At 38.3% G+C, this 22,570-nt stretch carries 19 protein-coding genes; 17 read left to right on the top strand and 2 right to left on the bottom strand.

Annotated elements, in window-relative coordinates; all coding sequences use genetic code 11:
* Positions 1–34 precede the first annotated feature (34 nt).
* From H5200_RS04680 to H5200_RS04630, 11 genes are all read left to right on the top strand, one after another.
* Positions 35–652, top strand: coding sequence for a DsbA family protein (locus H5200_RS04680; RefSeq protein WP_149980245.1), 618 nt, complete (start codon positions 35–37; stop codon positions 650–652).
* Between the two features lie 215 nt (positions 653–867).
* Positions 868–1,620, top strand: a complete 753-nt coding sequence (locus H5200_RS04675) for a DUF3450 domain-containing protein (protein WP_182717241.1) — start codon at positions 868–870, stop codon at positions 1,618–1,620.
* Between the two features lie 9 nt (positions 1,621–1,629).
* Positions 1,630–2,997 carry a MotA/TolQ/ExbB proton channel family protein gene (locus H5200_RS04670; protein WP_145235582.1) on the top strand — a complete coding sequence of 456 codons (1,368 nt, stop codon included), beginning with the start codon at positions 1,630–1,632 and terminating at the stop codon, positions 2,995–2,997.
* 3 nt (positions 2,998–3,000) lie between these two features.
* Entirely contained in the window at positions 3,001–3,528 is a 528-nt protein-coding gene (locus H5200_RS04665) for a MotA/TolQ/ExbB proton channel family protein (RefSeq protein ID WP_145235579.1), read from the top strand.
* 50 nt (positions 3,529–3,578) lie between these two features.
* Positions 3,579–3,989, top strand: a complete 411-nt coding sequence (locus H5200_RS04660) for a biopolymer transporter ExbD (RefSeq protein WP_145235576.1) — start codon at positions 3,579–3,581, stop codon at positions 3,987–3,989.
* 10 nt (positions 3,990–3,999) lie between these two features.
* On the top strand, positions 4,000–4,605 hold the full coding sequence (locus H5200_RS04655) for an energy transducer TonB (protein WP_149980248.1): 606 nt from the start codon (positions 4,000–4,002) through the stop codon (positions 4,603–4,605).
* Positions 4,606–4,638: 33 nt separating this feature from the next.
* Positions 4,639–5,946 carry a lipopolysaccharide assembly protein LapB gene (locus H5200_RS04650; RefSeq protein ID WP_182761043.1) on the top strand — a complete coding sequence of 436 codons (1,308 nt, stop codon included), beginning with the start codon at positions 4,639–4,641 and terminating at the stop codon, positions 5,944–5,946.
* 312 nt (positions 5,947–6,258) lie between these two features.
* Positions 6,259–7,878, top strand: coding sequence for a hypothetical protein (locus H5200_RS04645; RefSeq protein WP_149980250.1), 1,620 nt, complete (start codon positions 6,259–6,261; stop codon positions 7,876–7,878).
* Between the two features lie 72 nt (positions 7,879–7,950).
* The gene (locus H5200_RS04640) at positions 7,951–10,674 is read left to right on the top strand and encodes a TonB-dependent receptor plug domain-containing protein (protein WP_182761042.1); all 2,724 of its coding nucleotides are present in this window, start codon (positions 7,951–7,953) and stop codon (positions 10,672–10,674) included.
* Positions 10,675–11,698: 1,024 nt separating this feature from the next.
* Positions 11,699–12,841, top strand: a complete 1,143-nt coding sequence (gene asd / locus H5200_RS04635) for an aspartate-semialdehyde dehydrogenase (protein WP_182761041.1) — start codon at positions 11,699–11,701, stop codon at positions 12,839–12,841.
* Positions 12,842–13,021: 180 nt separating this feature from the next.
* On the top strand, positions 13,022–14,980 hold the full coding sequence (locus H5200_RS04630) for a methyl-accepting chemotaxis protein (RefSeq protein WP_182761040.1): 1,959 nt from the start codon (positions 13,022–13,024) through the stop codon (positions 14,978–14,980).
* 105 nt (positions 14,981–15,085) lie between these two features.
* On the opposite strand, the gene H5200_RS04625 is transcribed toward H5200_RS04630, so the two are convergent.
* Positions 15,086–17,335, bottom strand: a complete 2,250-nt coding sequence (locus H5200_RS04625; protein WP_182761039.1) for a bifunctional diguanylate cyclase/phosphodiesterase — start codon at positions 17,333–17,335, stop codon at positions 15,086–15,088.
* A 186-nt stretch (positions 17,336–17,521) separates the two neighbouring features.
* Positions 17,522–18,328, bottom strand: coding sequence for an ion transporter (locus tag H5200_RS04620; RefSeq protein WP_182717347.1), 807 nt, complete (start codon positions 18,326–18,328; stop codon positions 17,522–17,524).
* A gap of 102 nt (positions 18,329–18,430) precedes the next feature.
* On the opposite strand from H5200_RS04620, the gene H5200_RS04615 reads away from it, so the two are divergent.
* The 6 genes from H5200_RS04615 (at position 18,431) to H5200_RS04590 (ending at position 22,560) form a co-directional block, all read left to right on the top strand.
* Entirely contained in the window at positions 18,431–18,676 is a 246-nt protein-coding gene (locus H5200_RS04615) for a hypothetical protein (RefSeq protein WP_182717251.1), read from the top strand.
* Positions 18,669–18,947 carry a hypothetical protein gene (locus tag H5200_RS04610; protein WP_182739293.1) on the top strand — a complete coding sequence of 93 codons (279 nt, stop codon included), beginning with the start codon at positions 18,669–18,671 and terminating at the stop codon, positions 18,945–18,947. The genes H5200_RS04615 and H5200_RS04610 overlap by 8 nt, the downstream gene beginning before the upstream one ends.
* A gap of 287 nt (positions 18,948–19,234) precedes the next feature.
* On the top strand, positions 19,235–21,124 hold the full coding sequence (locus tag H5200_RS04605; RefSeq protein ID WP_182739294.1) for a bifunctional diguanylate cyclase/phosphodiesterase: 1,890 nt from the start codon (positions 19,235–19,237) through the stop codon (positions 21,122–21,124).
* A gap of 155 nt (positions 21,125–21,279) precedes the next feature.
* On the top strand, positions 21,280–21,474 hold the full coding sequence (locus tag H5200_RS04600; protein ID WP_145239148.1) for a YwbE family protein: 195 nt from the start codon (positions 21,280–21,282) through the stop codon (positions 21,472–21,474).
* Positions 21,471–21,989 (top strand): DUF4240 domain-containing protein, encoded by a 519-nt coding sequence (locus H5200_RS04595; RefSeq protein WP_145239146.1) that lies wholly within the window; start codon positions 21,471–21,473, stop codon positions 21,987–21,989. Before H5200_RS04600 ends, H5200_RS04595 begins: the two co-directional genes overlap by 4 nt.
* Before the next feature lie 106 nt (positions 21,990–22,095).
* Positions 22,096–22,560: a hypothetical protein gene (locus H5200_RS04590; protein WP_145239144.1), complete on the top strand. Its 465-nt coding sequence runs from the start codon at positions 22,096–22,098 to the stop codon at positions 22,558–22,560.
* The last annotated feature ends 10 nt before the right edge of the window (positions 22,561–22,570 follow it).

Here is a 22,570-nt window from a genome sequence, read left to right as displayed (position 1 = left end):
AACGTTGTTTCCAGTGAACAGTAACAGGCCAATAATGAATAATAGTCAGCTTATATATGTGTACGACCCAATGTGCAGTTGGTGTTGGGGTTTTCAAAAGTGCTGGCAAAAAATCCAAGACGCCTTAGCGAATGAAGTTGATATTATTTATAAAGTAGGTGGCCTTGCTGCTGATTCCGAACAGCCAATGCCAGTAAGTATGCAACAGTTTTTACAACAAACTTGGCAGCGTATTGGCCAGCAAACCGGTGCTAAATTTAACTTTGATTTTTGGCAAAACTGTCAACCACGCCGCAGCACTTACCCTGCATGTCGGGCGGTGATTGCAGCACGTTATTTTAATAAAGAGCGGGTTATGCTTGGTGCAATTCAGCAGGGTTATTATTTATCGGCACAAAACCCATCGGATCTTAATACACTCGTTAGCTGTGCACAGCAAATAGGTATTGCTGCTGATGAGTTTTTAGCTATATTGCAAAGTGAACAACTTGAACAGGCGTTTCAACAAGAGTTAGCGTATGTTCAGCAGTTACCTGTGCAGGGTTTTCCATCGTTAGTTCTTTGTCATAAACAGCAGTACTTTGCTATCGCCGTAAACTATACCAACGCAAATGCTGTGCTCAGCACCATTCATCGTATACTTGCCGATTAATTTATTTAATCTCACTTCACTCATCATTAAAGCGTACACGCTTGTTAAATATTAAAAACTATTGCTTTATCTAAGGTAAAAAGCTGTATTTATGGCAGTTGTCATAAAAAGGACTTTTTAGTGCAACACCTCTGTCATTTTTCACCTATAGAATCTCGTTCATTGATATTAAGCAACTAGCAAATCCGCTAATTTAACGAGTAAAGGTGTATGCGATGAAAGGCGTTAAACCATTGATATTAGCTAGTATTGTAGCCATGAGTGCAACAGTGCAAGCAAATGATTTAAATAAGGTTATCGATAAAAGCAGTGAAATTAACCAATCAGCTGTGCAATCACAAACAAAAATAGACAAGATTGCAGACTCTATGCAGGGTCGTTTACAACAGTTTAAAACCCTCAATAAAGAAATTGATGGTTTAACGGTTTATAACGCACAACTAAGCAAACAGCTTAGTAACCAAATGAGTGAAATGGAAGCCATTAACTTATCTATGGATCAAGTGTCTATTATTGAACGTCAAATTACCCCATTAATGCTACGCATGATCACAGGCCTTGAGCAATTTGTTGCTCTTGATGTGCCGTTTCTAACCGATGAACGTGAAAAGCGTTTAGCGTCTTTAAAAGACATGATGAACCGAGCTGACATTAATTCAAGTGAAAAATTCCGCCGTGTTTTAGAAGCGTACCAAGTTGAAGTTGATTACGGCCGTACCATCGAAGCCTATACCGCGTTATTAGATGTTGATGGTCAAGAGCGTGAAGTCGATTTCTTACGCATTGGTCGTTTAGAACTTATTTACCTTACTCGCGATGGTAAAAAAGCAGGCTCATGGGATACAACAAGCAAACAGTTTGTTGCCCTGGATGACTCAACAATCAGCCAAATTAGTAAAGGTTTACGTATTGCACGTAAGCAACTTGCCCCAGATATGTTAACACTGCCAGTACACGCTGCGGATTAAGAGGTTAAAATGAAACTTTTTACAAAAATGACCAAAATTGCTTTATTTGGTGCCACCCTTGGTTTTGCGGGCAACAGCGTTGCTGCTGAAGCTATGGATTTAGACTCGTTATTAAAAACACTTGAGCAAGGTAAAACACAGCAATCAGCACAAAATAAACAACGCGAGCAAGAATTTGCTGCACGTCAAAATGAACAAGTGCAAATGCTTAAAAACACTCAAGCAAAACGTAATCAAATGCTGGTTGAGTCTGAGCGTCTTGAAACACAGTTCGAAGAAAATGAAGTAAAACTTGCTAACCTAACCGATACATTATCTAAGCGTATGGGTTCATTGAAAGAACTTTTTGGTGTGCTGCAACAAGTGGCTGGCGATTCAAGTAATAAATTTGCAACGTCAGTAGTGTCTGCACAGCTACCTGGCCGTGGTGCTTTTATGGATGAATTGGCTCAAAAAATGGGCTCGACTTCTAAACTTGCATCAATCGAAGACATTGAAAAAGTATGGTTTGAACTGCAACGCGAAATGACTGAGCAAGGCAAAGTGTCACGTTTTACAACAGATGTAATTGTAGAAGGCGGCAACAAAGCTAAACAAGAAGTTATGCGAGTGGGGGCTTTTAACTTAATTTCAGAAGGTAAGTACCTTGATTATAACACCAGCACTAATACGTTAAGCGAGCTTACCCGTCAGCCTGTTGGCCGTTACACCTCAACGGCGAATGATTTACAACAAGCTAAATCAGGCACTGTACAATTTGCGCTTGACCCAACCGGTGGCTCTATCCTTGGTTTATTGGTACAAGCACCTGATACTTCAGAGCAAGTACATCAAGGTGGTGCAGTAGGTTACGTTATTTTAGGCGTTGGCTTACTTGCTTTAATTATCGCTATTGAACGATTTGTTTCATTGATGCTAATGGGCAGCAAAATCCGTCGTCAACTTAAAGACTCAGTGCCACGTGATGACAATCCACTTGGTCGTGTAATGAAAGTCAAAGATCAATACCCAGATGTAGCATACGACACCTTAGAGCTTAAATTAAGTGAAGCGATTTTACGTGAAATGCCAAAAATCACCCGCAACTTAACGCTCATTAAGATTATCTCGGTCGTTGCTCCATTGTTAGGTCTTCTTGGTACGGTGACCGGTATGATCAATACCTTCCAAGCAATCACCTTGTTTGGTACAGGTGACCCTAAATTAATGGCTGGTGGTATTTCACAAGCGCTTGTTACTACGGTACTTGGCTTAGTTGTGGCAATCCCAACAGTATTTTTATACACCTTATTGAATACCCGCTCTAAAAACTTGCTGCTTATTTTGCAAGAACAAAGCGCAGGTATTATCGCTGAGCGTAGCGAAAAGGGAGCATAACCCATGGTGCTATTGATTGACTCAATCAATGCTATCCGTGATTTTCTCGACACTGGTGGCCAAGTTCTGTTGGTCATCGGAGTGTTAATCTTCGCGATGTGGTTATTGATACTCGAGCGATTTATTTATTTTTTTAATGGTTTTCGTAGTTACAAACATGCCATTAAAAGTAGTTGGACAGGGCGCGATGAGCGTAATAGCTGGAACGCTGAGCAAATACGCCAAGCAACTATTTCACGCGCTGGGATGAAGTTAAACAACAACTTAGCGCTGATCAATGTGATGGTTGCCTTGTGTCCGCTGCTGGGGTTACTCGGTACGGTAACAGGTATGATAGAAGTGTTTGATGTGATGGCGATTACCGGAACGGGCAGTGCGCGTTCAATGGCATCAGGTGTATCGAAAGCGACTATCCCGACAATGGCAGGCATGGTTGGTGCGTTATCTGGTGTATTTGCTTCTACGTACTTACAACGCAAAGCAAAGCGCGAAGTAGCCCTACTTGAAGACAGCATGGTTTTAGACCATTAAACAACAATTTTTAGTATGTGGCGAAAGCCACATACAATCAGGAGAATAAAATGAGAGCCCCATTAGGAAGCCTTTTTCAAGAAGATGAAGCTGAAGAAATAAACATGACCCCGATGCTTGATGTTGTGTTCATCATGCTTATTTTCTTCATTGTAACCGCCTCTTTTGTTAAAGAGTCAGGTATCGATGTAAATCGCCCAGAAGCGGCAACAGCCGTTAAGAAAGAGCGTGCAAATATTCTAGTTGCGATTTCAGATCAAGGTGAAATTTGGATCAATAAACGTCAAATCGATGTGCGTGCTGTGCAAGCAAACATTGAGCGTTTAAAAGCAGAAAATCCACAAGGTAGTGTGGTTATTCAGGCTGACAAAAAAGCCACTACAGATACCCTTATTAAAGTGATGGATGCAGCACGCGCCGCAGGTGTATTTGATGTGTCTATCGCGGCACAAGAAGCCTAAGGAAGCCATAATGCGTTATTTAGTAGCATTATTAGTTGCCGGTGTTGTGACCTTTATGTTGTTTTTGGGCATGCAAGCGCTTATCACCGGTGGTGAAGGGGCGATGACTGAGCCAGCTAAAGGCAATGTACTTGATTTTGTAAGGCTTAAAAAAGAAGAAACGGTACAAAAGAAAGAACGTAAACCACAAAAGCCGCCAACGCCGAAAGAGCCTCCGCCGCCAATGGATTCACCGCAAATGCAAAATAGTGATCCAAATGCAGCAGCGTCTAATTTTGACTTTGGTGCCAGTGTGGATGCTGACGTGAGTCTCAGTGGCGGGTTAGCACTTGATTCAAGCGACGGTGAATACTTACCGATTGTTAAAGTTGCACCTGTTTACCCACGTCGAGCATTGTCACGGGGCATTGAAGGCTATGTGATTGTTGAGTTTACAGTGACTAAGCAAGGTACTGTTCGTGATGCAAAGGTAGTAAAAGCTGAGCCTGAATCATTGTTTGATCAAGCAGCCATGGATGCCGCACTTAAATTTAAATACAAACCTCGCGTAGTAGACGGTGAAGCTGTTGAAGTTGCGGGTGTACAGAATAAAATTTCTTTCCAAATAAATGGTTAGCACTGAATAAATGGATAGAGAAACGAGGCGATTATGAAATTATTAAAAACAGCATTATTTTGCTCGTTAGCACTAAGTGCTAGTGTTGCTTTACCAAGCGTAGTAAGTATGTTGCCAGGTGTTAATTTAGCAACGGCCTATGCAGAGGAAGTAAAAACAAAGCGCGTGCCGGCACTGCGTGAAAAAGTATATAGCCAATTGGCTCGTGCGCAAAAGTTAGCTGATGATGGTGATGCAAAAGCGGGCCTTGCTGCGCTTGATAATATTAATGAACGTTCATCCAGTATGAACTCGTATGAAAAAGCCATGATGTATAATTTTTATGGTTTTATTTATTACAACGAGAATGATTTACCGAAAGCGATCGCGTCGTTTGAAAAAGTCGTTGCTGAAGAAGAGATCCCTGAGTCTTTACGATTAAGTACCAGCTTTAGTTTAGCGCAGCTTGCAATGGCGAATAGCGATTACAACAAAGTGTTAGACTTTTTAGCGCAATGGGATGCAATCAACACTAAGCCTAAAACGGATGCTTACTATGTGCTTAAGTCGCAAGCTTACTATCAGCTAAAAGATTACCAAAATGGTATTGATAACATTAACTTGGCTATCGCGCAAAGTGATAGTGAAGGCAAACAGCCAAAAGAAAACTGGTTAGTACTGCAACGCGCCATGTATTACTCACTTAATCAAACTGACAATGTAGTTGCTGTACTTGAGCGTATGGTAAAGCTTTATAACAAGCCTGAATACTGGGTGCAACTTGGCGGTATGTACGGTGAAACGGGTAAAGAAAAACAACAACTAGCCGTACTTGAAGCCGCTTACCAGCAAGGTTTTTTAACGTCAAAATCAGATTTACGTCAACTTGCCCAAGTTTACTTATACAACGGTTTAGCGTTTAAAGCGGCTGATGTGATGAGTAAAGCGATTGAATCAGGCGTTGCTGAAAAGTCTGCGAAGAATTATGCATTCATCGCAGAAGCCATGGTCCAAGCAAAAGAAGATAATAAATCAGTTACTTACTTTGCTAAAGCGGCAGAGCTTTCGGATCACGGTAAGTACGATCAACGTATGGCTGAAGTACTTGTTAACTTAGAGCAATTTGAAGATGCCGCTGATGCAGCCCGAACGGCGCTTGATAAAGGCTCACTCGATTTTGAATCAAACGCCTATGTTGCGCTTGGCATGGCGCAGTACAGCATGCAAAATTTTGATGCCTCTATTTTAGCGTTTGAGCAAGCAGAAAAGCACAAAAAATCGCAGCGATTGGCTGAACAATGGATCAAATACGTGAAGCGTGAAAAATTGCATGCTGAAACATTACGCACCGCTTTGTTATAAGTAAATATGGCGTTAAAAAATGCCATTTTAACTTCAACGATTTTATTAAAAAACTCGTTTTATAATCGCAACACCAAAACCGCCTCAGGGCGGTTTTTTTCGTTCTAAATATTCCTAACAAATTGTTATTTAAATAAATTATATTGTCACTTTATGTTTATTAAAGTGTAACTGTATTGTCATACACCTCCCGTATTGTAGTCCTCGTTCTAAAGCTCAAGTGACCTTAAAGCATGTTTTTCGTGTTTTAAAGTGACTTGAGTTTTACTTAATGCGCTAACAAAATAATTAAATACTTTAACGGAGTGAACAATGAAATTATCTGGTTTATTTAAAGTCAGCCTTGTGGCTACTGCAATTACACTCGCTGGCTGTGGCGGTGGTGATATTAATGTTACACCTACAACAGTTGATAACAGTGTAGATAATAGTGTAGACAACTCAGTGACTAACCCAGGTGGTGATAATGGTGGTGATACATTAAGTTGCGCTACATATACATTAGATGGAGCTACATTTACAGGTGAAGCAGAAGGTGTTAACTGTGTTTACAGTCAAGCATTTGCAAGTAATGCGAAAGAAATTACCAGCTCTTTTGTTATCCCTGCATTAAGCAATGGCGGCGCACATGTATTTGAAGGTGCATTATTTATTGGTGATGATGTAGACACATCAACAGGCGCTACAATTGATGGCAATGGTCCTACATTGTCTATTGAAGCTGGCGCGACGATAGCTTTTACTAAGCCTGAGAGTTTTATTCGTATTGCACGTGGTGCAAATATTGAAGCAATTGGTGAAGTAGATAAGCCAATTATTTTCACAAGCATCAAAGAAGTTGATGGCGATGATGCAACAACCGCACAAATTGGTGATTGGGGTGGCGTTCAGGTAAATGGTCGAGGCCATTCTATTCGTTGTACGGCTGCGGCTGCGGCGCAAGATATGTGTAACCACGCTGCTGAAGGTATTGTATCGTATTATGGTGGTAATGATCCGCAAGATAGCAGCGGTATCCTTAAGCATATAGTTATAAAATATGCGGGTTTTGGTGTTGAAGGCGATGAGCTTAATGGTTTAACCCTTAATGCTGTAGGCTCAGGCACAACGATTGATTACGTGCATGTTCATAATGGTTTTGATGATGGTATAGAGCTTTTTGGTGGTAGCGTTAACCTTAAACATATTGTTATTACTGATACAGGTGATGATGGTATTGATTGGGATGAAGGCTGGAAAGGCTATGGACAATTTATTCTTGTACGTTCAAATGAATATGGAAACCATGGCTTTGAAACAGATGGCGCTAAGGTAGATCCATTATCAGCAGATGCACAAGATTTAGTAACAACTGTTTCTAATCCAACAATTGCTAATGCAACGGTTGTAACTACTGGCGACCAAGGTGCTGAAGGGCGTCGTACTGGTGCTGGTATGGAAATGAAAGAATGGGGTAAAGCGCAATTAGCGAATATGCTATTTGTAAACTCTTCATCTGTAGATGGTGCTGGTTGTCTTGATTTATATAATGAAAAAGACCAATCAGGGGATGCTGGTGTGCATGCGAATGCAAATAATGGCGATATCGCATTTATGAGCTCAATATTTGCTTGTGGTAAGAATTTTGAAGACGTAAATACACCTTTAACTGGCGCATTAGCAAGTTTTGATATTGCTTCTTGGTTTACTGGTGGCGAGAATAACCAGTTAATTGGTTTTGCTGATTTTGCAAATGTACTTGGTGCTGATGGTGTTTCAACAGCTGCAACTATTACTGATTCACAAGGCACTGCAGTAGCTACAACAGCTAAAGACATGAGTGAAGTTAACTCTTTCTTTACTAACGCAGGCTATATTGGTGCACTTAAAGACGGTGAATCAAGTGAGTGGGCTGATTTTGTTGCCGCATCTTTACAACGCGCTAGTAATTAATCTAGACCGGCTCTAATTATAAGGCGCTACGGCGCCTTTTTTAAGGGAATTTTAGGTTTAGAGGATATAAATATGAAACATCAAAAGCAGTTTAAAACCAATCTAATAACTTTATCTCTGCTCTCCCTTTTTTCTTCATTTCATTCTTTCGCTGATCAGGCACAAGAAATAATAAATGAAGACGCGATAGAAGAAGTTGTTGCAACAGGTACGCGCCTTAAAGGCAGTGCTAGTGCCGTAATTGATGAGCGTAAAAATCAGGCGTTTGTCGCTGATATAATGGGTTCAGAGCAAATATCTAGAACGGGTGATAGTGATGCAGCTTCGGCACTTCGCCGTGTTACAGGCTTATCATTAGTTAACGATAAGTTTATCTATGTCCGTGGCTTAGGTGAGCGTTACTCTAGCGTACGTTTAAATGGCGCGGTAGTTCCAAGCCCGGATCTAACACGAAATGTAATTCCACTTGATATCTTCCCATCAAGTATTATTGAATCCTTGGCTGTACAAAAAGCCTATTCACCAAATATGCCTGCGGCTTTTGGTGGTGGTGACGTTAATATCAGAACCAAGAGCATTCCAAATGATACTTTATTTAAAGTCGAAATTGGTGCCAGTTATAAAGATACAAACGACGAAGGCTATACATATAATGGTGGCAGTGATGATTGGTTAGGTAAAGATGATGGTACACGCGCATTACCTGGTTCAGTTAAGACTGCGTTAAATACCTATATCAATGGCCTGTCTGATATTTCGTATAGAAATATCAGAGATGTAGAGTCAAGACGTCAGGGGGCTGATATTGGCCAAGCTGCCGCGATAGACTTAAATAAAAGTTTAGCAAAAGCATTGCCAAGAGATTTTGGCTTGGAAAAAGAAAGTTTAAATCCTGATGCCGGTATTAAAGCTGTGTATGGCGACCGTTTTGATAACTTATTTGGCTTAGACGGCTCGTTTGGTTTCTTAGCGTCAGTTGCCTATGAAAATGAATGGTCTAATGCTGAGAAGTTTAGCGCTGTACTTTCTTCTGTTGACGCATCTGAGTCCTCATGTTCACAAGATGACTTTACTTGTTACTCTGCAACAGAGAAAGAAGTGTCAACCAAGCATAATATAAAGTTAAATAGCTCTCTAAATTTAGGTTATAAAATTGGAGGTCACGATTTAACAGCAACTTATATGATGTTACGAGATTCTGAAGATGAAGCCTCTGTTGCGCTTTACCAAGAACCTTCAAAGTCATTAAGTATTGATGCTGGGCAGTTGCAGCGTAGTCACTTAACCTCTTTTGAGGAACGAGAACTTGAAATACTTCAGCTTCGTGGAATGCACAATTTAGATTGGGGTTTTCTTGAAGGTGTTGGTGTAGATTGGCAGTATACTGACTCAACAGCGACTACAAGTATACCTGGTGAGCTTAAAGTAACGGTTCGTGATGAGTACTTAGATGGCAAATATCAACGTACTTTTTACAATGGTAGCTTAGGTGGTAATCCTTATTTGTATCGATTTGTAGAGCTTGAAGACGATGTAGAAAACTGGGGCGTTAATGTAAACAAAGTTTTTTACTTTGATAACGCCGAAGTAGAAATTGCGGGTGGTGGTTATTTTGTTGAAAAAACACGTGATTACCGCACTGACTTTTTTAACTATCGTTTTAACCAAACTCAGTCTTTAGATCTAGCACAAAGTGAAGAAGAAGCACTGTCAATTGGTAGTTTTTTTGCTAACGATGCTGTTGTTGATTCAACGGATGTCGAGTTATTGTTCCAAGAACCAACAGCTGATGATTACTTAGCAGCGCAAATGATTGATGCTTATTACGGCTCTTTTGACGTAACGTTTGCTCAAGATTGGCGTTTAAGCGGTGGTGTGCGTTACGAGGACTTCCGCCAAGTTGCGCTTGCTTTTTCTCGCTCAGCATTCGATCCTGCTTTATTGGCTGATAAATTAAGTGCAGATGCGATAGAACAAGCAAGTGTGATGGAAGATGAGTATTTTACTTCGTTATCTATGACATATAGTCAGCAATCGTATCAAGTTCGTTTTGGTTATGGCAACACGGTTGTACGCCCTGATTTGCGAGAGCTAAGCCCTGTTCAATTCCAAGATCCGCTGACAGGTTATCGAACGCTTGGTAATCCATTCTTAGAATCTAGTTACCTAGATAACTTTGATGCACGTATCGAGTTTTATATGGACAATGGCGATAATTACTCAGTTGGCGCATTCTATAAAGATATCGATAAACCAATCGAAGCACTATTAACAGAAAGCGACGGCCGTTTTACTCTGCAGTTTGACAATGCAGAAACAGCCTATGTTTACGGTATTGAAGCTGAATGGTTAACTGAGTTGCACAGTGATTTATTAGGGGGCGCTTTTTTTACTTCTGGAAATATAACGCTCAGTGATTCAGAAGTTGAAATTGCAGAAGAACAGCGTGGCGATCTCACGAACCTAAAGCGACGTATGACGGGCCATTCAAAGTATGTTGCCAACTTGCAACTGAATTACGATTCACATGATGGCATGCATCAAGCATCTGTTATCTACAATGTATTTGGTGATCGTATTTTAGCTGCGGGTGTTAATAACTTTGATGACGCTTACGAACAACCTTTAAACTCGTTAGACATGGTTTATAGTTATTACCCAACGTTTAATACCACATTAACACTTAAAGTGAAAAATATGTTGGGACAAAACTTTGAAGTTAATCAAAATGATGTGCTAATTCGTTCTCAAGAAACGCCTAGAGAATTAAGCGTGAGCTTTAGCTACGAGTTTTAAAGTCATCTAATAAAGGCAAATTACATAAGTCTTTATTATCTCAGCCCTGCCAAATGCAGGGCTTTTTAATATCTGCTATTTGTAAAACTAATGGTTGTGTAATATCTGTGTTATTAAAGAAGTGATCATTTAATGCAAATTGATATAAGGCTATTATTTTAATGATGATATGTGATTAATGATGAGTTGAACTATGTTGATATTAATTGGAGGAATTTTTGCGCCATGGAATAAGAGCTCAGTTGTTACTGAGCTGTTTGTTTACGTTAGTTACCGCTACCGCACTTTATACTAGCGTACAATGGATAACACTGATTTTTACTACCAGTATTTTTTGAAACCCATGCGCTACCATACCAGTCATATTCCGCATACTCATATTCATCCTCACCACACTGTGCTGCCAGTGATTTCTCGCTTATGACCTCGCTCTTTACAGAATTGATTTCCCGATATAAAACTGACAAAGAAGTTGCTATAACTACTATCAACTATTACGGTAGGGTAGGGTTGATGTAGATAAGCTTTTTGTTGAGCCCGATGTGTGTTCAACACTAGTTGTTGAACTGGCAAAAGAAGTATTCGATTCTACATTGATTTCGTTAACATTTGCAGATACTCCTAAAGATAGAAAAGTTGCAATTAGGCTAGAAAAGTATAATGTTTTCATTTGTTTGATTCCTTTTAATGAATAAAATAATACACAATACATCTGACTACAAAGTGCGAAATGATTATAAATCTTGTTTATTGCATTCTTATTAACTTACTTATGTACAGATAGTCAGTTTCATATTGCAAAAAAATAGCAACAGATGAATCAGTTGGATGTCAAAAACACCGGTCTTTTACAATGATGCACAATAATCATAACTATTAGAAATATGATTATTGACTCAAGATGAAAAAATTTTATGTTCTATGAGTAACACTGGTGTTGCCTCGATCACAGTGCTAGATTGTTCGTTCTAAAAATTAAATCTCACGCAATGAATTTTAATTTTTAACGTATTAGGTATTTCTTATGACTCAAACAGTGGAACAAACAATGAAAAAAGTAGGATTGGTCGGATGGCGGGGCATGGTTGGCTCAGTGTTATTAGAGCGTATGCAACAAGAAAATGATTTTGCTCATATCGACACCACTTTTTTTACCACCTCACAAACCGGTCAGCTTGGCCCTGATTTAGCGGGTCCTGCAAAACCATTACTTAATGCAATGGATTTTGAATCGCTGGCAAAAATGGATATTATTATCACCTGTCAAGGTGGTGACTACACTAAAGCTGTGTATCCACAATTACGTGAAGCAGGCTGGGACGGCTATTGGATTGATGCGGCATCAGCACTGCGTATGAGCGATGACAGTATTATTGTACTTGATCCGGTCAATAAAGATGTGATTGAACAAGGTCTTGAGCAAGGCGTAAAAACCTATGTGGGTGGTAACTGCACAGTGTCACTCATGTTATTAGCATTGGGTGGTTTATTTGAGCAAGACTTGATTGAGTGGGTAAGCCCAATGACTTATCAAGCTGCATCGGGTGCCGGTGCTCGCAATATGAAAGAGCTCATTGCGCAAATGGGCTCTATTCATGCAAGTGTGGCTGACAAGCTCGCTGATCCACAGGCCGCTATTTTAGAAATTGATAAACTAGTCACGCAGCAGATTGCCTCAAGCGATTTACCGCAAGAGCAATTTGGTGTGCCGTTAGCAGGCAGTCTTATCCCATGGATTGATGTGCCAATGCCATCAGGTCAATCTAAAGAAGAATGGAAAGCGCAAGTTGAAGCGAACAAAATTTTAGGTTCATCTAAACAGCCTGTGCCTATTGACGGTTTATGTGTACGCATTGGTGCAATGCGTTGTCACTCACAAGCAATGACGATTAAACTACGTGAAGATATTAGCGTCGAGAAAATAGAACAGATTTTAGCCTCACACAATGAGTGGGTTAAAGTTATCCCTAATGAGCGTGATATCACTGCTACAGATTTAACCCCAGTTAAAGTAACTGGTACATTAAGTATTCCTGTAGGGCGTATTCGTAAATTAGCCATGGGACCTAAATTCATTAGTGCTTTTACCGTTGGCGATCAATTATTATGGGGTGCTGCAGAGCCGCTACGTCGTATGCTACGCATTATTGTTGATAATAAATATTAGTTTATTGGCTGCCATTTATTACAGTTAATATGGAGGGCTGGCAATGTGCCAGCCCTTTTACTGTTGTCTTTTTGCACCGCTTTAGTTTTGTCACTGCTTAGTTAATTTAGTGAGATTGTTTCTTGCTGGATACTCAATAGCTTACTATCTTTATGGGAGTATCTATTTGGCCTCCTATATATGAATATATCAAAAAAATTAAAACTATCTTTTGCCTCCGCCATCGCCTTACCTCTTTTTATTATTGCAGCACTTGTTATCACGCAAACAAGAGAGCAAGCTATTGATAATTTTGCGCAAATGAGCGAAAGAGAAGCACGGCAAATAGATAATGGTATCGCTATATTTTTTGCCGAAATAGAAAAAAATGTTGATTATCTAGCTTCCCATCAAATGGTCTTAGCTGCCAAGCAAGATGTCAAAACTCATGTAGATACAAATAATTCGGTGATGCTAAAACATCTCCAAGGCAGCAGTGTTGAACGTGCCGCATTTCAACAGTTTGATCACTTCGGCCAAACTCACCCAGGGCTTGCTTATATTTATATGGGTAATGAACAAGGTGGTTATATTCAGTGGCCAGCGGGAGAAGTTAATGCTAATTATGACCCACGATCTCGACCTTGGTATTTAACAGGTAAATCTGCAAGTGGTAAAACGGTTCGCACTAGTGCTTATTATTGGGCAGCTGACGACATGGTTATAGTCTCTACTGTAAAAGCAATAAAAGATAATGGACAAATTATCGGTGTACAGGGAATGGATGTTTCTTTGCAAGGACTGACAGAAATTATTGCTAATATTAAGCTGGGTGAAACTGGTTACTTAATGCTGATCGAAGATACGGGAAACATACTTGTTGATGTTAAAAATGAAGATTTTCGTTTTAAACGTTTAACTGATATTGCGGGTGGGAAATACAAGCAGTTAGCGGCTAATACCCAAGGTCAGTTCGAAATTGTTATTAATGACAAAGATTTTATTGCCAATATTTATACTTCAGCTAAGTTAGGCTGGAAATTTATTGGCTTAGTTGAAAAGTCAGAGGTGATGAGCGCCGCAAACACCATGACCGTTACAATTTTAATTATTAGTGCGGTGCTAATTATTGTATTCATTTTAATCGCAAGTTATATCTCAAAAGTAATTTCTTCACCTATAGTTGAAGTCAGTGATGGCCTGGCTGAAATTGCGCAAGGCGGTGGTGACCTAACTCGACGGCTCACGATAAAAACTAAAGATGAGACGGCAAAGCTTGCCAATAGTTTTAACCTATTTTTAAACTTGATTGCTGATTTAGTAAGACAAATCAACGAGTGTGCATTAGATGTAAGCGGTACATCAGAGCAAACTTCTACACAAGCATCGCAATTAACTCGTTCTACCTCCCAACAACAACAAGCACTGGAAATGGCGGCAACTGCAATTAATCAAATGGCTGCGACAGCCAACGAAGTAGCTTCAAGTTGTGCTAATGCGGCAGATCTGGCTATGCAAACGCAACAGGCATCAGAGATAGGTCAAACAGTGATCACAGAGACCGTTCAAAGCGTGGTTGTTTTGAGCGAAGTGATAAGTAAAGCAACGGATGATATATCGCAACTTGACACTGAAAGTGAAAATATCATGTCAATTTTAGGCGTTATAAGAGGCATTGCTGAGCAAACTAATTTGCTTGCTTTAAATGCTGCAATAGAAGCTGCTAGAGCGGGGGATCATGGTCGTGGTTTTGCTGTCGTTGCAGATGAAGTACGTGCATTGTCGAAACGTACGTCTGAATCCACTGAAGAGATTGCTACGCAATTAGACAAATTACGTAGCATGTCTGGCCAAGTCACTACTGAAATGAAACGCAGTTTAGACAGCACTAATAAAACGGTTGAACTATCCCATGCTGCACAGCTGCAATTTACGGAAATAACAGCGTCTATTGTTAATATTAGTGACTTAAATACGCAGATAGCAACCGCTGCAGAAGAGCAGCAGCATGTCGCTGAAGGTATAAATCGCAATGTTATAGAAATCAAAAATGCGGCTGATGATGTTAGTGAAATTGCTGCCAATACCAGTAATAATGGCGATAAATTAAAAACCTTATCACACGTTCTTACTGATCTAGTTGGAAAATTTAAAGTGTAGTAATAACAGTGGCTAAGAATAAAATACAAGCTGACAATACCGCTCATTAGTCTTCAATGCGAATACTCCAGTCAGCTTAATAGCCGATTCTATTTTTTTCCGGTATTAACTTGTTGGTATTTTTTGCGGATTAAAATTCAAACCTTGTTGTTTTATATGCTCGGTATAGTGGTAGGCCGATAATGGTTTTGAAAAATAAAAGCCTTGAAATTCTTTACATCCCATATTTGCCATAATTTCAACTTGCTGTTGTGTTTCAACTCCCTCAGATACGCATTTTATACCTAGCTCATCACACATGACGTGAATTGCTTTTACTAAGCTCTTTTGCCTTGTTGAGCTTGTAACTTGGCTTATTAGCGAGCGATCAAGTTTTAGCTTATTTATAGGATATTCGGCTAAGCGCGCAATATTTGAATAGCCCACACCAAAGTCATCAACAGAAATTGTGAATCCCCATGATTGTAGGTTTTGCATTAGCGCCAAGGAATATTCTTGGTTTGCTTCTAATGACGTTTCGGTCAGTTCTAATTCAATTTGACTTGGTTTGACATTAAAGTCCGCTAAGTATTTTACTAATTTTGACATGAAATCGCTTTGGCCAAAATCAAGCAATGATATATTTATTGCAACAGGCACTAGTGGAATTTCATCTTTGCTCCAAGTTGCAATTTGAGTACAGACTTTTTGAATTATGAGATCTGTGAGTCGGCTGATCATCCGGTATTCCTCTGCGATAGGAATAAACACCGCAGGTGATACAACACCAAGAGTTTTACTGTTCCAGCGTGCTAATGCTTCAAGTCCAATGCACTTGCCGTCATGTGTTACTTTAGGTTGATAGTGTAACTCTAACTCGGCGTTATGAAGTGCTTCGTCTAATAACATTGATATTTCATGTTTTTCTAAAAATGCTTGTGAGCGTTTCTCATCATAACCATTAATAGGGCGATGATTATCAGCAAGTTTTAATGCCTCTATTGCGTTGTTCAATACAGTAGCACTGCTTTTTCCTTGTCTTGGAAAGTTAGAAAAACCAAATAAAAACGACTGTTGGTATTTTCTGCCCCGCATTATATAAGGTTCATCAAGCGCATGTTTAACTTCGTTTAAAAGCTTATACTCTATTTTGTTAGCTGAGCTTGTAGTTATTATAAATGCTAATTTATTATTACCTACATGAGCGCACAGAACGAGGTCTTCATTAGAGTCTTTTAAGCGCTTATAAGCTGATACTAAATGTGCTTTTGCATCAGCTTTACTGTATTTGAGATTTAAATATTCATTATTTGCACTCTGGGTGATCACAATATAGAAATCACCTTGGTACTTTGCTACAAATCTTTCACACTGAAGCTCAAACCATTCTCTATTGGGAAGGTGTGTTTGACCATCGCTGTAACGTAAACGTTTGTTTTCTTGCTCCATTGCTAATAAGTTTTGTTTTATTTGATGTTGTTCAGTGCAGTCATCAAAGCGCAGCACACAATAATCAGAGTCAGTAACTTGCTGGTAATGTACAGTTTTATAGGTGTTTTTATATTTAAATACTTGGTTCTTTTGTGGGTTAGCTGCAATCACAAGATTAGGTAATAATTTATCGAGTTTAACTGTTGCTTTGAAATCAAATAACATTTTCGCTTGACTGTTAAAATCTATAACGGTGTTTTCACTATCGATAATTATTTTTGCAATACTTGATTCAGTAAAAAATGTTCTATAAAGCTCATTTTTTGCTGCTAGATGACTATTTGATTCTGCCATGGTTTGATTTAAGCGTTTTGCAGCAACAATGGTTCGCGCAACTGCGAGCGGAATACAGATATTAAAGAATAAAAATAATAGCCCTGATATATACCAGTCTGAATTTGGTAGTTGCGTATTTATGGAGGTAAGAGATGAAATATCAACGTTGTTTATTATAAAGTAAAAAGGCACGATATTTAAAATTGCATAACCTAGCGCGGTCCTCACACCTAATAGCATCAACGCAATGATAGGACAGGCATACATATACATAGAGCCTATTTTTGCAAGGTTGATATCTGTTAAAAAGAGATTAATTGAGATTGTTGCAGCAACAATACTGAGTAGCAGCGCATGGGCACATAAAGTAAAGCATTTACGGCTAGCTAGAAGTAAGATAGCCATTGTGACAAAAAAGCTCGCGCAAAGCACAATTACATGGATTAAGTTGAACTCAATTGCGGCGTTTAAAGTATGGCAAAATACTGAGAAACATAAAATTACACCAGCGGTTAAAATAATGCGTAGTGCACTGATACGCCAGTTAGGTACTAGAACGTTTGAATTAACGTGATCTGATAGTAAAAAGTAGCGACTTAAGTAATGCATTATAATTGGTGTAAATTTATCATATTTTTATTAGACCATTGATAAATAGCTAAAAGCAATAATTTATTAGTTTTAGATTTTACACTAGGAATAAATGCTTGGTTTATCGGCTGACTACAGATGAACTTAGTTATAATTGCACTAGCACCTAAGCTTTTATATTCTTAGGTGCTAGTTTATCAATACTTAGTTTTTGGGCTTTAATAGTGTTTTTAGTTCTGCTATTTGTGCCTTCAGCTCATTGATTTGTCCTTGGGTTGCCGGCAAGGAATCTACATCGGCTTGCTCTTCACGGGCATTGCGATGCTCCTGTGACATAACTTCTAGAATAGCGCCTACCATCATGTTTAAAAATACGAAAGCAGTTAAGAATATAAAAGTAAGGTAGTAAATCCAACTTAGTTTATAGACAGCCATAGTTTCGTACATGACGTCGGTCCAATCTTCAAAGGTTGCTATTCTGAACAGAGTCAACATTGAGATTGATACATCTCCCCACAGAAATGGATTTATCTCAGAAAATAACATGCTGCCAGTTGCGGCATAAATATAGAAAATAACAAACATTAACAGCGCAATATAGCCCATTTGCGGTATGGCTTTTAATAGTGAATTAACCAACAAACGTAGTTCTGGCACCATAGAGACTAAACGTAGTACGCGGAATATTCGTAGTAAACGGGCTATAAAAATGGTCGAACCTGCAGCAGGATATAAACTGCCAATGACGATTATAAAGTCAAAGATATTCCAGCCTTTGCTAAAAAAGTCTTTTAAGCCTTTACTTGCAACATAGCGGATAATTAGTTCTATTAAGAAAAACACCGTGATGCCCACGTCCATCCAATGTAAAGCAAATTCAACAGTGGGGTGTAACGAATAGGTGTGTGCACCAACGGTGAGCGCTGATACAACAATAACGGCGATAACAAATGATTGAAATATTTTACTTTTATCGATACGCTGGAACAGCTTTTGTAACTGCGACAACATCATAATTAGCCCTTAACGGTTATAGATATAAAACGTTTGCAATATACAGCAAAATCGTCATGGATGAATTACTTTTCCAGCTTAAAATGTAAGGAATTTTTAATGCTTTTCAATAGGCTAAAATGGGTTGTAAGTGCCTCAGCGGTACTGTTTTTAACCGGCTGTAGTTCAGATGCACGCTATCACGAAATTCAAGCTGCCCGTTTAGGTGAATGCAGCTACATGGCAGATAAAGAATATCATGAATGTATAAAGCGCCAAGAAGACGGTTACAAAAAATTTAAAAAGCAGCAAGACATAGTTCCAGAAAACGACTCAAGCCAAGAGCACACCAGTAAAAATGACTAAAACAGAAAAATTGTTAGATAAAGCACTTCGTAATACTCTAACCATCGCTTGTGAAAATATAAAAGACAAGCACGCTGGTTTTAGTTACTTAACGCATACAGTCAATTTAAAAAAACCAAGTAATAGCTTGCATATAAGTTGTTTTTTTATTGATGAATTAGCACTATTAGAGGCAAACAATGAGCAACAATTGCCTTTAATTGAAGCGCAAATTAAGCAGCAGCTTGTGCTTATAAACATCAAGCCACAAGCAATTAATTTTTCAGCATAGTTTCGTTTTTAAGGTAAAATAAGTTTTTTAAACACTGCTTTGCGTTAAGAAATAACCGATAGTAGTGATGACGCACTTGAAATTCAGGCTTTTCATTTGTGTAACTATTTGATCATTAACAGAGTTCACTTAGGAGCTAAGCGATGATGTGAAATGACATGTCAATATTTGCAAAAAAGGCAATAACTCGGCGCGTATTTTTCGCTCTCGATTGATTTATTAATACTGTATTGATTGGTTATTTTAAGTAGAATGCTCAGTTTAGACAGGGTATGTGATTTAGTGTAATGGCTACTTATTCAAAAAATTTTATAGCTAAACGACTTAGTTTCGTTAGTTCCTATTTCAATTCAGCTATTATTATAAATCTTATAGTTGCTGTTTTTGTTATTTTTAGTGGCATTAATCAAAGTGACTCTGTAGGAAAGTTGTATTGGTTTTGTGTTCTTATTTTCGTATTTTCACTGCGCATTTTAAATCATGTTTTTTTAAGTAATGACAATAATATAAAGTACCATTGTTACTTTATTGGTGTATTTTTAACTGGTTTGACTTGGGCTGTGTTCCCAATATTATTTTTTGAAGATATGCAGATGTCAGAGAAATTTGTCACGCTGGTTGTTTTTAGCTCATTAGCAGGGGGAGCTGTCAATGTTCTGTCCTCCGATATTCGCTCAGCCTTCAGCTATATTACTTTTTTGCTTATCCCATTTAGTATATTGCTTTTATTTCAACCAGACGATAATGAAAATGTTTTAGGCATATTGGGAATTGTATTGTGGTTTATTTTGTGTTTTGTCAGTGCAATACGCGCAGCTAAAGATGTAAAAACCTCAATTAATAATGAAATTAAGCTCGATTTATTTATCCATAATCTAGAAAAAGAAGTGCAAGTTCGTACTGAGAAAATAATTAATTTAGAGCAACGTGATAATTTAACTCAATTATTTAACCGGGGGAGCTTTTTCTCTAATGTCGATCTCGATTTAGCTCAAAATATCAATAACATTAAAGCTGTTCTATTTTTAGATATGGATGACTTTAAAATACTTAATGATAAATATGGTCATGAGTTTGGAGATTTTGTTCTTGCTGAAACTGGAAAACGTTTATTATCGATAGAAAAAAAACGGGAAATGATTGCTTGTAGGTGGGGAGGGGACGAATTTATTCTTTATTCGTGTCACGCGAGTAAAGCTGAGCTGATAAGTAACACGACAAAGCTTGTTGATAATTTAACCCAGCCTGTCGTTAAAGATAACCTGAATATTAGACCCTCCTTTAAAGTGGGCTTGTTTTACACTCGCACAAACTTTGACCTTACTCAAGCTATCAAATATGCTGATGTTGCAATGTACGAAGGTAAAAAAAATCGCAATGAAATTTCAATATTTGATGAACGTATGATGCAAGCTCTTAATAGAGAAGAGATGTTACGTAGATCAATTAAAGAGAGTGTTGAACAAGGAGGCTTTCATCTTTGTTATCAGCCTATTGTTGATATAATCGATAATAAAATAATTACTTTCGAAGTGCTGTTACGTTGGCATTTAAATGATGAATTTATTCCCCCTTCAGAATTTATCGACATAGCAGAACGCTATGGCCAAATTAACTTTTTAGGGGAGTTTGTTTTAGAGCAAGCGATTGCAAGTTTGAGTAAGTTAAACAAACTCGACAATACGATTGCACTATCAATCAACGTATCTGTACTGCAACTTGAAAGTCATGATTTTATTATATTTTTAAAGAATTTATTAAATCGGTATTGTGTTAACACAAATAACATACATTTAGAAATTACAGAAACTATAATGATTAAAAATTTAGTCTATTTATCTAAAGTTATCACACAATTAAAAAGCATTGGCGTACGTATTTCTATTGATGACTTTGGCACTGGGTTTTCCTCGATTTCTGTTTTAAAAGAACTTTCTGTTGATTATATAAAGATAGATAAATCTTATGTTGATAATATTTGTGAGCACTCAAAAGATAAAAGTATTGTTTCAGCAGTGACTAAAATGTCGCATATGATTGGTTGTAAAGTGATAGCGGAAGGTGTGGAGCGTAACGATCAGTTAGCTTTATTAAAAGGTTTAGAAGTTGATAGCTATCAAGGTTATTTATTTAGTAAACCAGTTAAATTTGAACAGGCGCTTGAACTGCTTAGATGAACTTAGGCTTAAGTGATACCTATAAATTTACCAGCATGATTTTGCGGTTATTATCAGTGCAACTAAACCTGAAAAAATGATGATTACGGTGCTTTAGTTTGGTATCAAGATGACATACAGCTATAATCCAACAAAAATAGTAAAAGAGATCCATTATGGCAGTTCCTACTCGTTCACAAATCACCCCTGGCACCGAAGTTAATATCGTTTTAAAACAAGATCAGCGTAGCGGCACATTAACGCAAGGTGTTGTTGAGCGCCTTTTGACTAAATCACCCAATCATCCGCATGGTATTAAAGTGCGCTTAGAGGATGGTCAAGTAGGGCGAGTGAAAGAGATTTTGTCATGAGTGCACTTACTTTAAGCGAATTCTGGCAATTAGTTACCGTTGCAGATAGAACCGCAGAGCCAGAATCAGTCAGTGAACGTTTAAAAGGTTTACTTACAGATTTAAGCGATGCACAGCTCATTGAATTTGATAAGCAATTTAGCATTTGTATGCGCCAAAGTTATACTTGGGAGCTATTCGGTGCTGCGTTTGTAATGGCCGGTTGCAATGATGAATACGGTTTCTCAGAATTTCGTTGTTGGTTAATTTCTCGTGGTGAAGCAGCTTTTAATGCTGCGCTTGAAAATGCTGATTCTTTGGCTGATTGCACACCTGTTTATCATTTAAACGAGCAGCCTTATCCTTACTTAGATGAGTATGACTTGATCGCTGGTTTATTATATGAACAGCGTAATGAAGACGAATTACCCTTTGCTCCTTCAGGCCTTGATCAACCCAAAGGTAAGCGCTTTAAAGATAAGCCTAAATTTTTAAAGTTGGCATATCCGCAACTATTTGCTAAATATTGGCAGTAACATAATATTAAAAACCAACCATGACTCAGTATACTGGCTGGTTTTTATTTTAATCACCGTAGCTATGCTATGCTGAGTATATAAATCAATAAATGTCAGGTATTTAATGCGCTATCGTAAAGTATTACTGTGTTTAGTGTCGGTTTGTTTAACTACAGTTGTCAGTGCTAAAACTGAGCTGCCAAGTAATAAAAGTCAGTTTATTAATTTATTCAATACTAAGGTTGGTAGTTATCAATTGGTATCAGGTGAGGCTAAAATGTGTGCTGGTGGACAGTTAGCATGGCTTGATGCAAATGAGCCTGATCTTGGCTTTAAGCTCGGTGATGAAATTATTTTTAATAACTTACACCATGGCACACAAACGAATAAAGTCGCTAACTTTTGTTTGGTCACTACTAAGTATAAATACACCACGCAAAGCATTACCATGTCACTACGCCATACTCGCTGTGAAAACGAGACAGATAATTTAGACACGAGCCAAACGCTGCGTTTTATTTCGCCTACAACGCTTGCGTACAGTGTAGAGAGCAGTAATGTTCGTTGTCAGTTTGAACTACAACTTTAAATTTAACGAT

The organism is Pseudoalteromonas sp. SG43-7 (assembly GCF_014164295.1).
Taxonomy (GTDB): domain Bacteria; phylum Pseudomonadota; class Gammaproteobacteria; order Enterobacterales; family Alteromonadaceae; genus Pseudoalteromonas; species Pseudoalteromonas rhizosphaerae.
Note: the sequence above shows the minus strand (reverse complement) of the source record. Positions and strands in the feature narration are given on the sequence as shown.

What these genes read in the sequence shown, in the direction of transcription:
- H5200_RS04680 (WP_149980245.1), top strand. Translation starts at nt 35, where the DNA reads ATGAATAATAGTCAGCTTATATATGTGTACGACCCAATGTGCAGTTGG.
- H5200_RS04675 (WP_182717241.1), top strand. Translation starts at nt 868, where the DNA reads ATGAAAGGCGTTAAACCATTGATATTAGCTAGTATTGTAGCCATGAGT.
- H5200_RS04670 (WP_145235582.1), top strand. Translation starts at nt 1,630, where the DNA reads ATGAAACTTTTTACAAAAATGACCAAAATTGCTTTATTTGGTGCCACC.
- H5200_RS04665 (WP_145235579.1), top strand. Translation starts at nt 3,001, where the DNA reads ATGGTGCTATTGATTGACTCAATCAATGCTATCCGTGATTTTCTCGAC.
- H5200_RS04660 (WP_145235576.1), top strand. Translation starts at nt 3,579, where the DNA reads ATGAGAGCCCCATTAGGAAGCCTTTTTCAAGAAGATGAAGCTGAAGAA.
- H5200_RS04655 (WP_149980248.1), top strand. Translation starts at nt 4,000, where the DNA reads ATGCGTTATTTAGTAGCATTATTAGTTGCCGGTGTTGTGACCTTTATG.
- H5200_RS04650 (WP_182761043.1), top strand. Translation starts at nt 4,639, where the DNA reads ATGAAATTATTAAAAACAGCATTATTTTGCTCGTTAGCACTAAGTGCT.
- H5200_RS04645 (WP_149980250.1), top strand. Translation starts at nt 6,259, where the DNA reads ATGAAATTATCTGGTTTATTTAAAGTCAGCCTTGTGGCTACTGCAATT.
- H5200_RS04640 (WP_182761042.1), top strand. Translation starts at nt 7,951, where the DNA reads ATGAAACATCAAAAGCAGTTTAAAACCAATCTAATAACTTTATCTCTG.
- asd (WP_182761041.1), top strand. Translation starts at nt 11,699, where the DNA reads ATGACTCAAACAGTGGAACAAACAATGAAAAAAGTAGGATTGGTCGGA.
- H5200_RS04630 (WP_182761040.1), top strand. Translation starts at nt 13,022, where the DNA reads ATGAATATATCAAAAAAATTAAAACTATCTTTTGCCTCCGCCATCGCC.
- H5200_RS04625 (WP_182761039.1), bottom strand. Translation starts at nt 17,335, where the DNA reads ATGCATTACTTAAGTCGCTACTTTTTACTATCAGATCACGTTAATTCA.
- H5200_RS04620 (WP_182717347.1), bottom strand. Translation starts at nt 18,328, where the DNA reads ATGTTGTCGCAGTTACAAAAGCTGTTCCAGCGTATCGATAAAAGTAAA.
- H5200_RS04615 (WP_182717251.1), top strand. Translation starts at nt 18,431, where the DNA reads ATGCTTTTCAATAGGCTAAAATGGGTTGTAAGTGCCTCAGCGGTACTG.
- H5200_RS04610 (WP_182739293.1), top strand. Translation starts at nt 18,669, where the DNA reads ATGACTAAAACAGAAAAATTGTTAGATAAAGCACTTCGTAATACTCTA.
- H5200_RS04605 (WP_182739294.1), top strand. Translation starts at nt 19,235, where the DNA reads ATGGCTACTTATTCAAAAAATTTTATAGCTAAACGACTTAGTTTCGTT.
- H5200_RS04600 (WP_145239148.1), top strand. Translation starts at nt 21,280, where the DNA reads ATGGCAGTTCCTACTCGTTCACAAATCACCCCTGGCACCGAAGTTAAT.
- H5200_RS04595 (WP_145239146.1), top strand. Translation starts at nt 21,471, where the DNA reads ATGAGTGCACTTACTTTAAGCGAATTCTGGCAATTAGTTACCGTTGCA.
- H5200_RS04590 (WP_145239144.1), top strand. Translation starts at nt 22,096, where the DNA reads ATGCGCTATCGTAAAGTATTACTGTGTTTAGTGTCGGTTTGTTTAACT.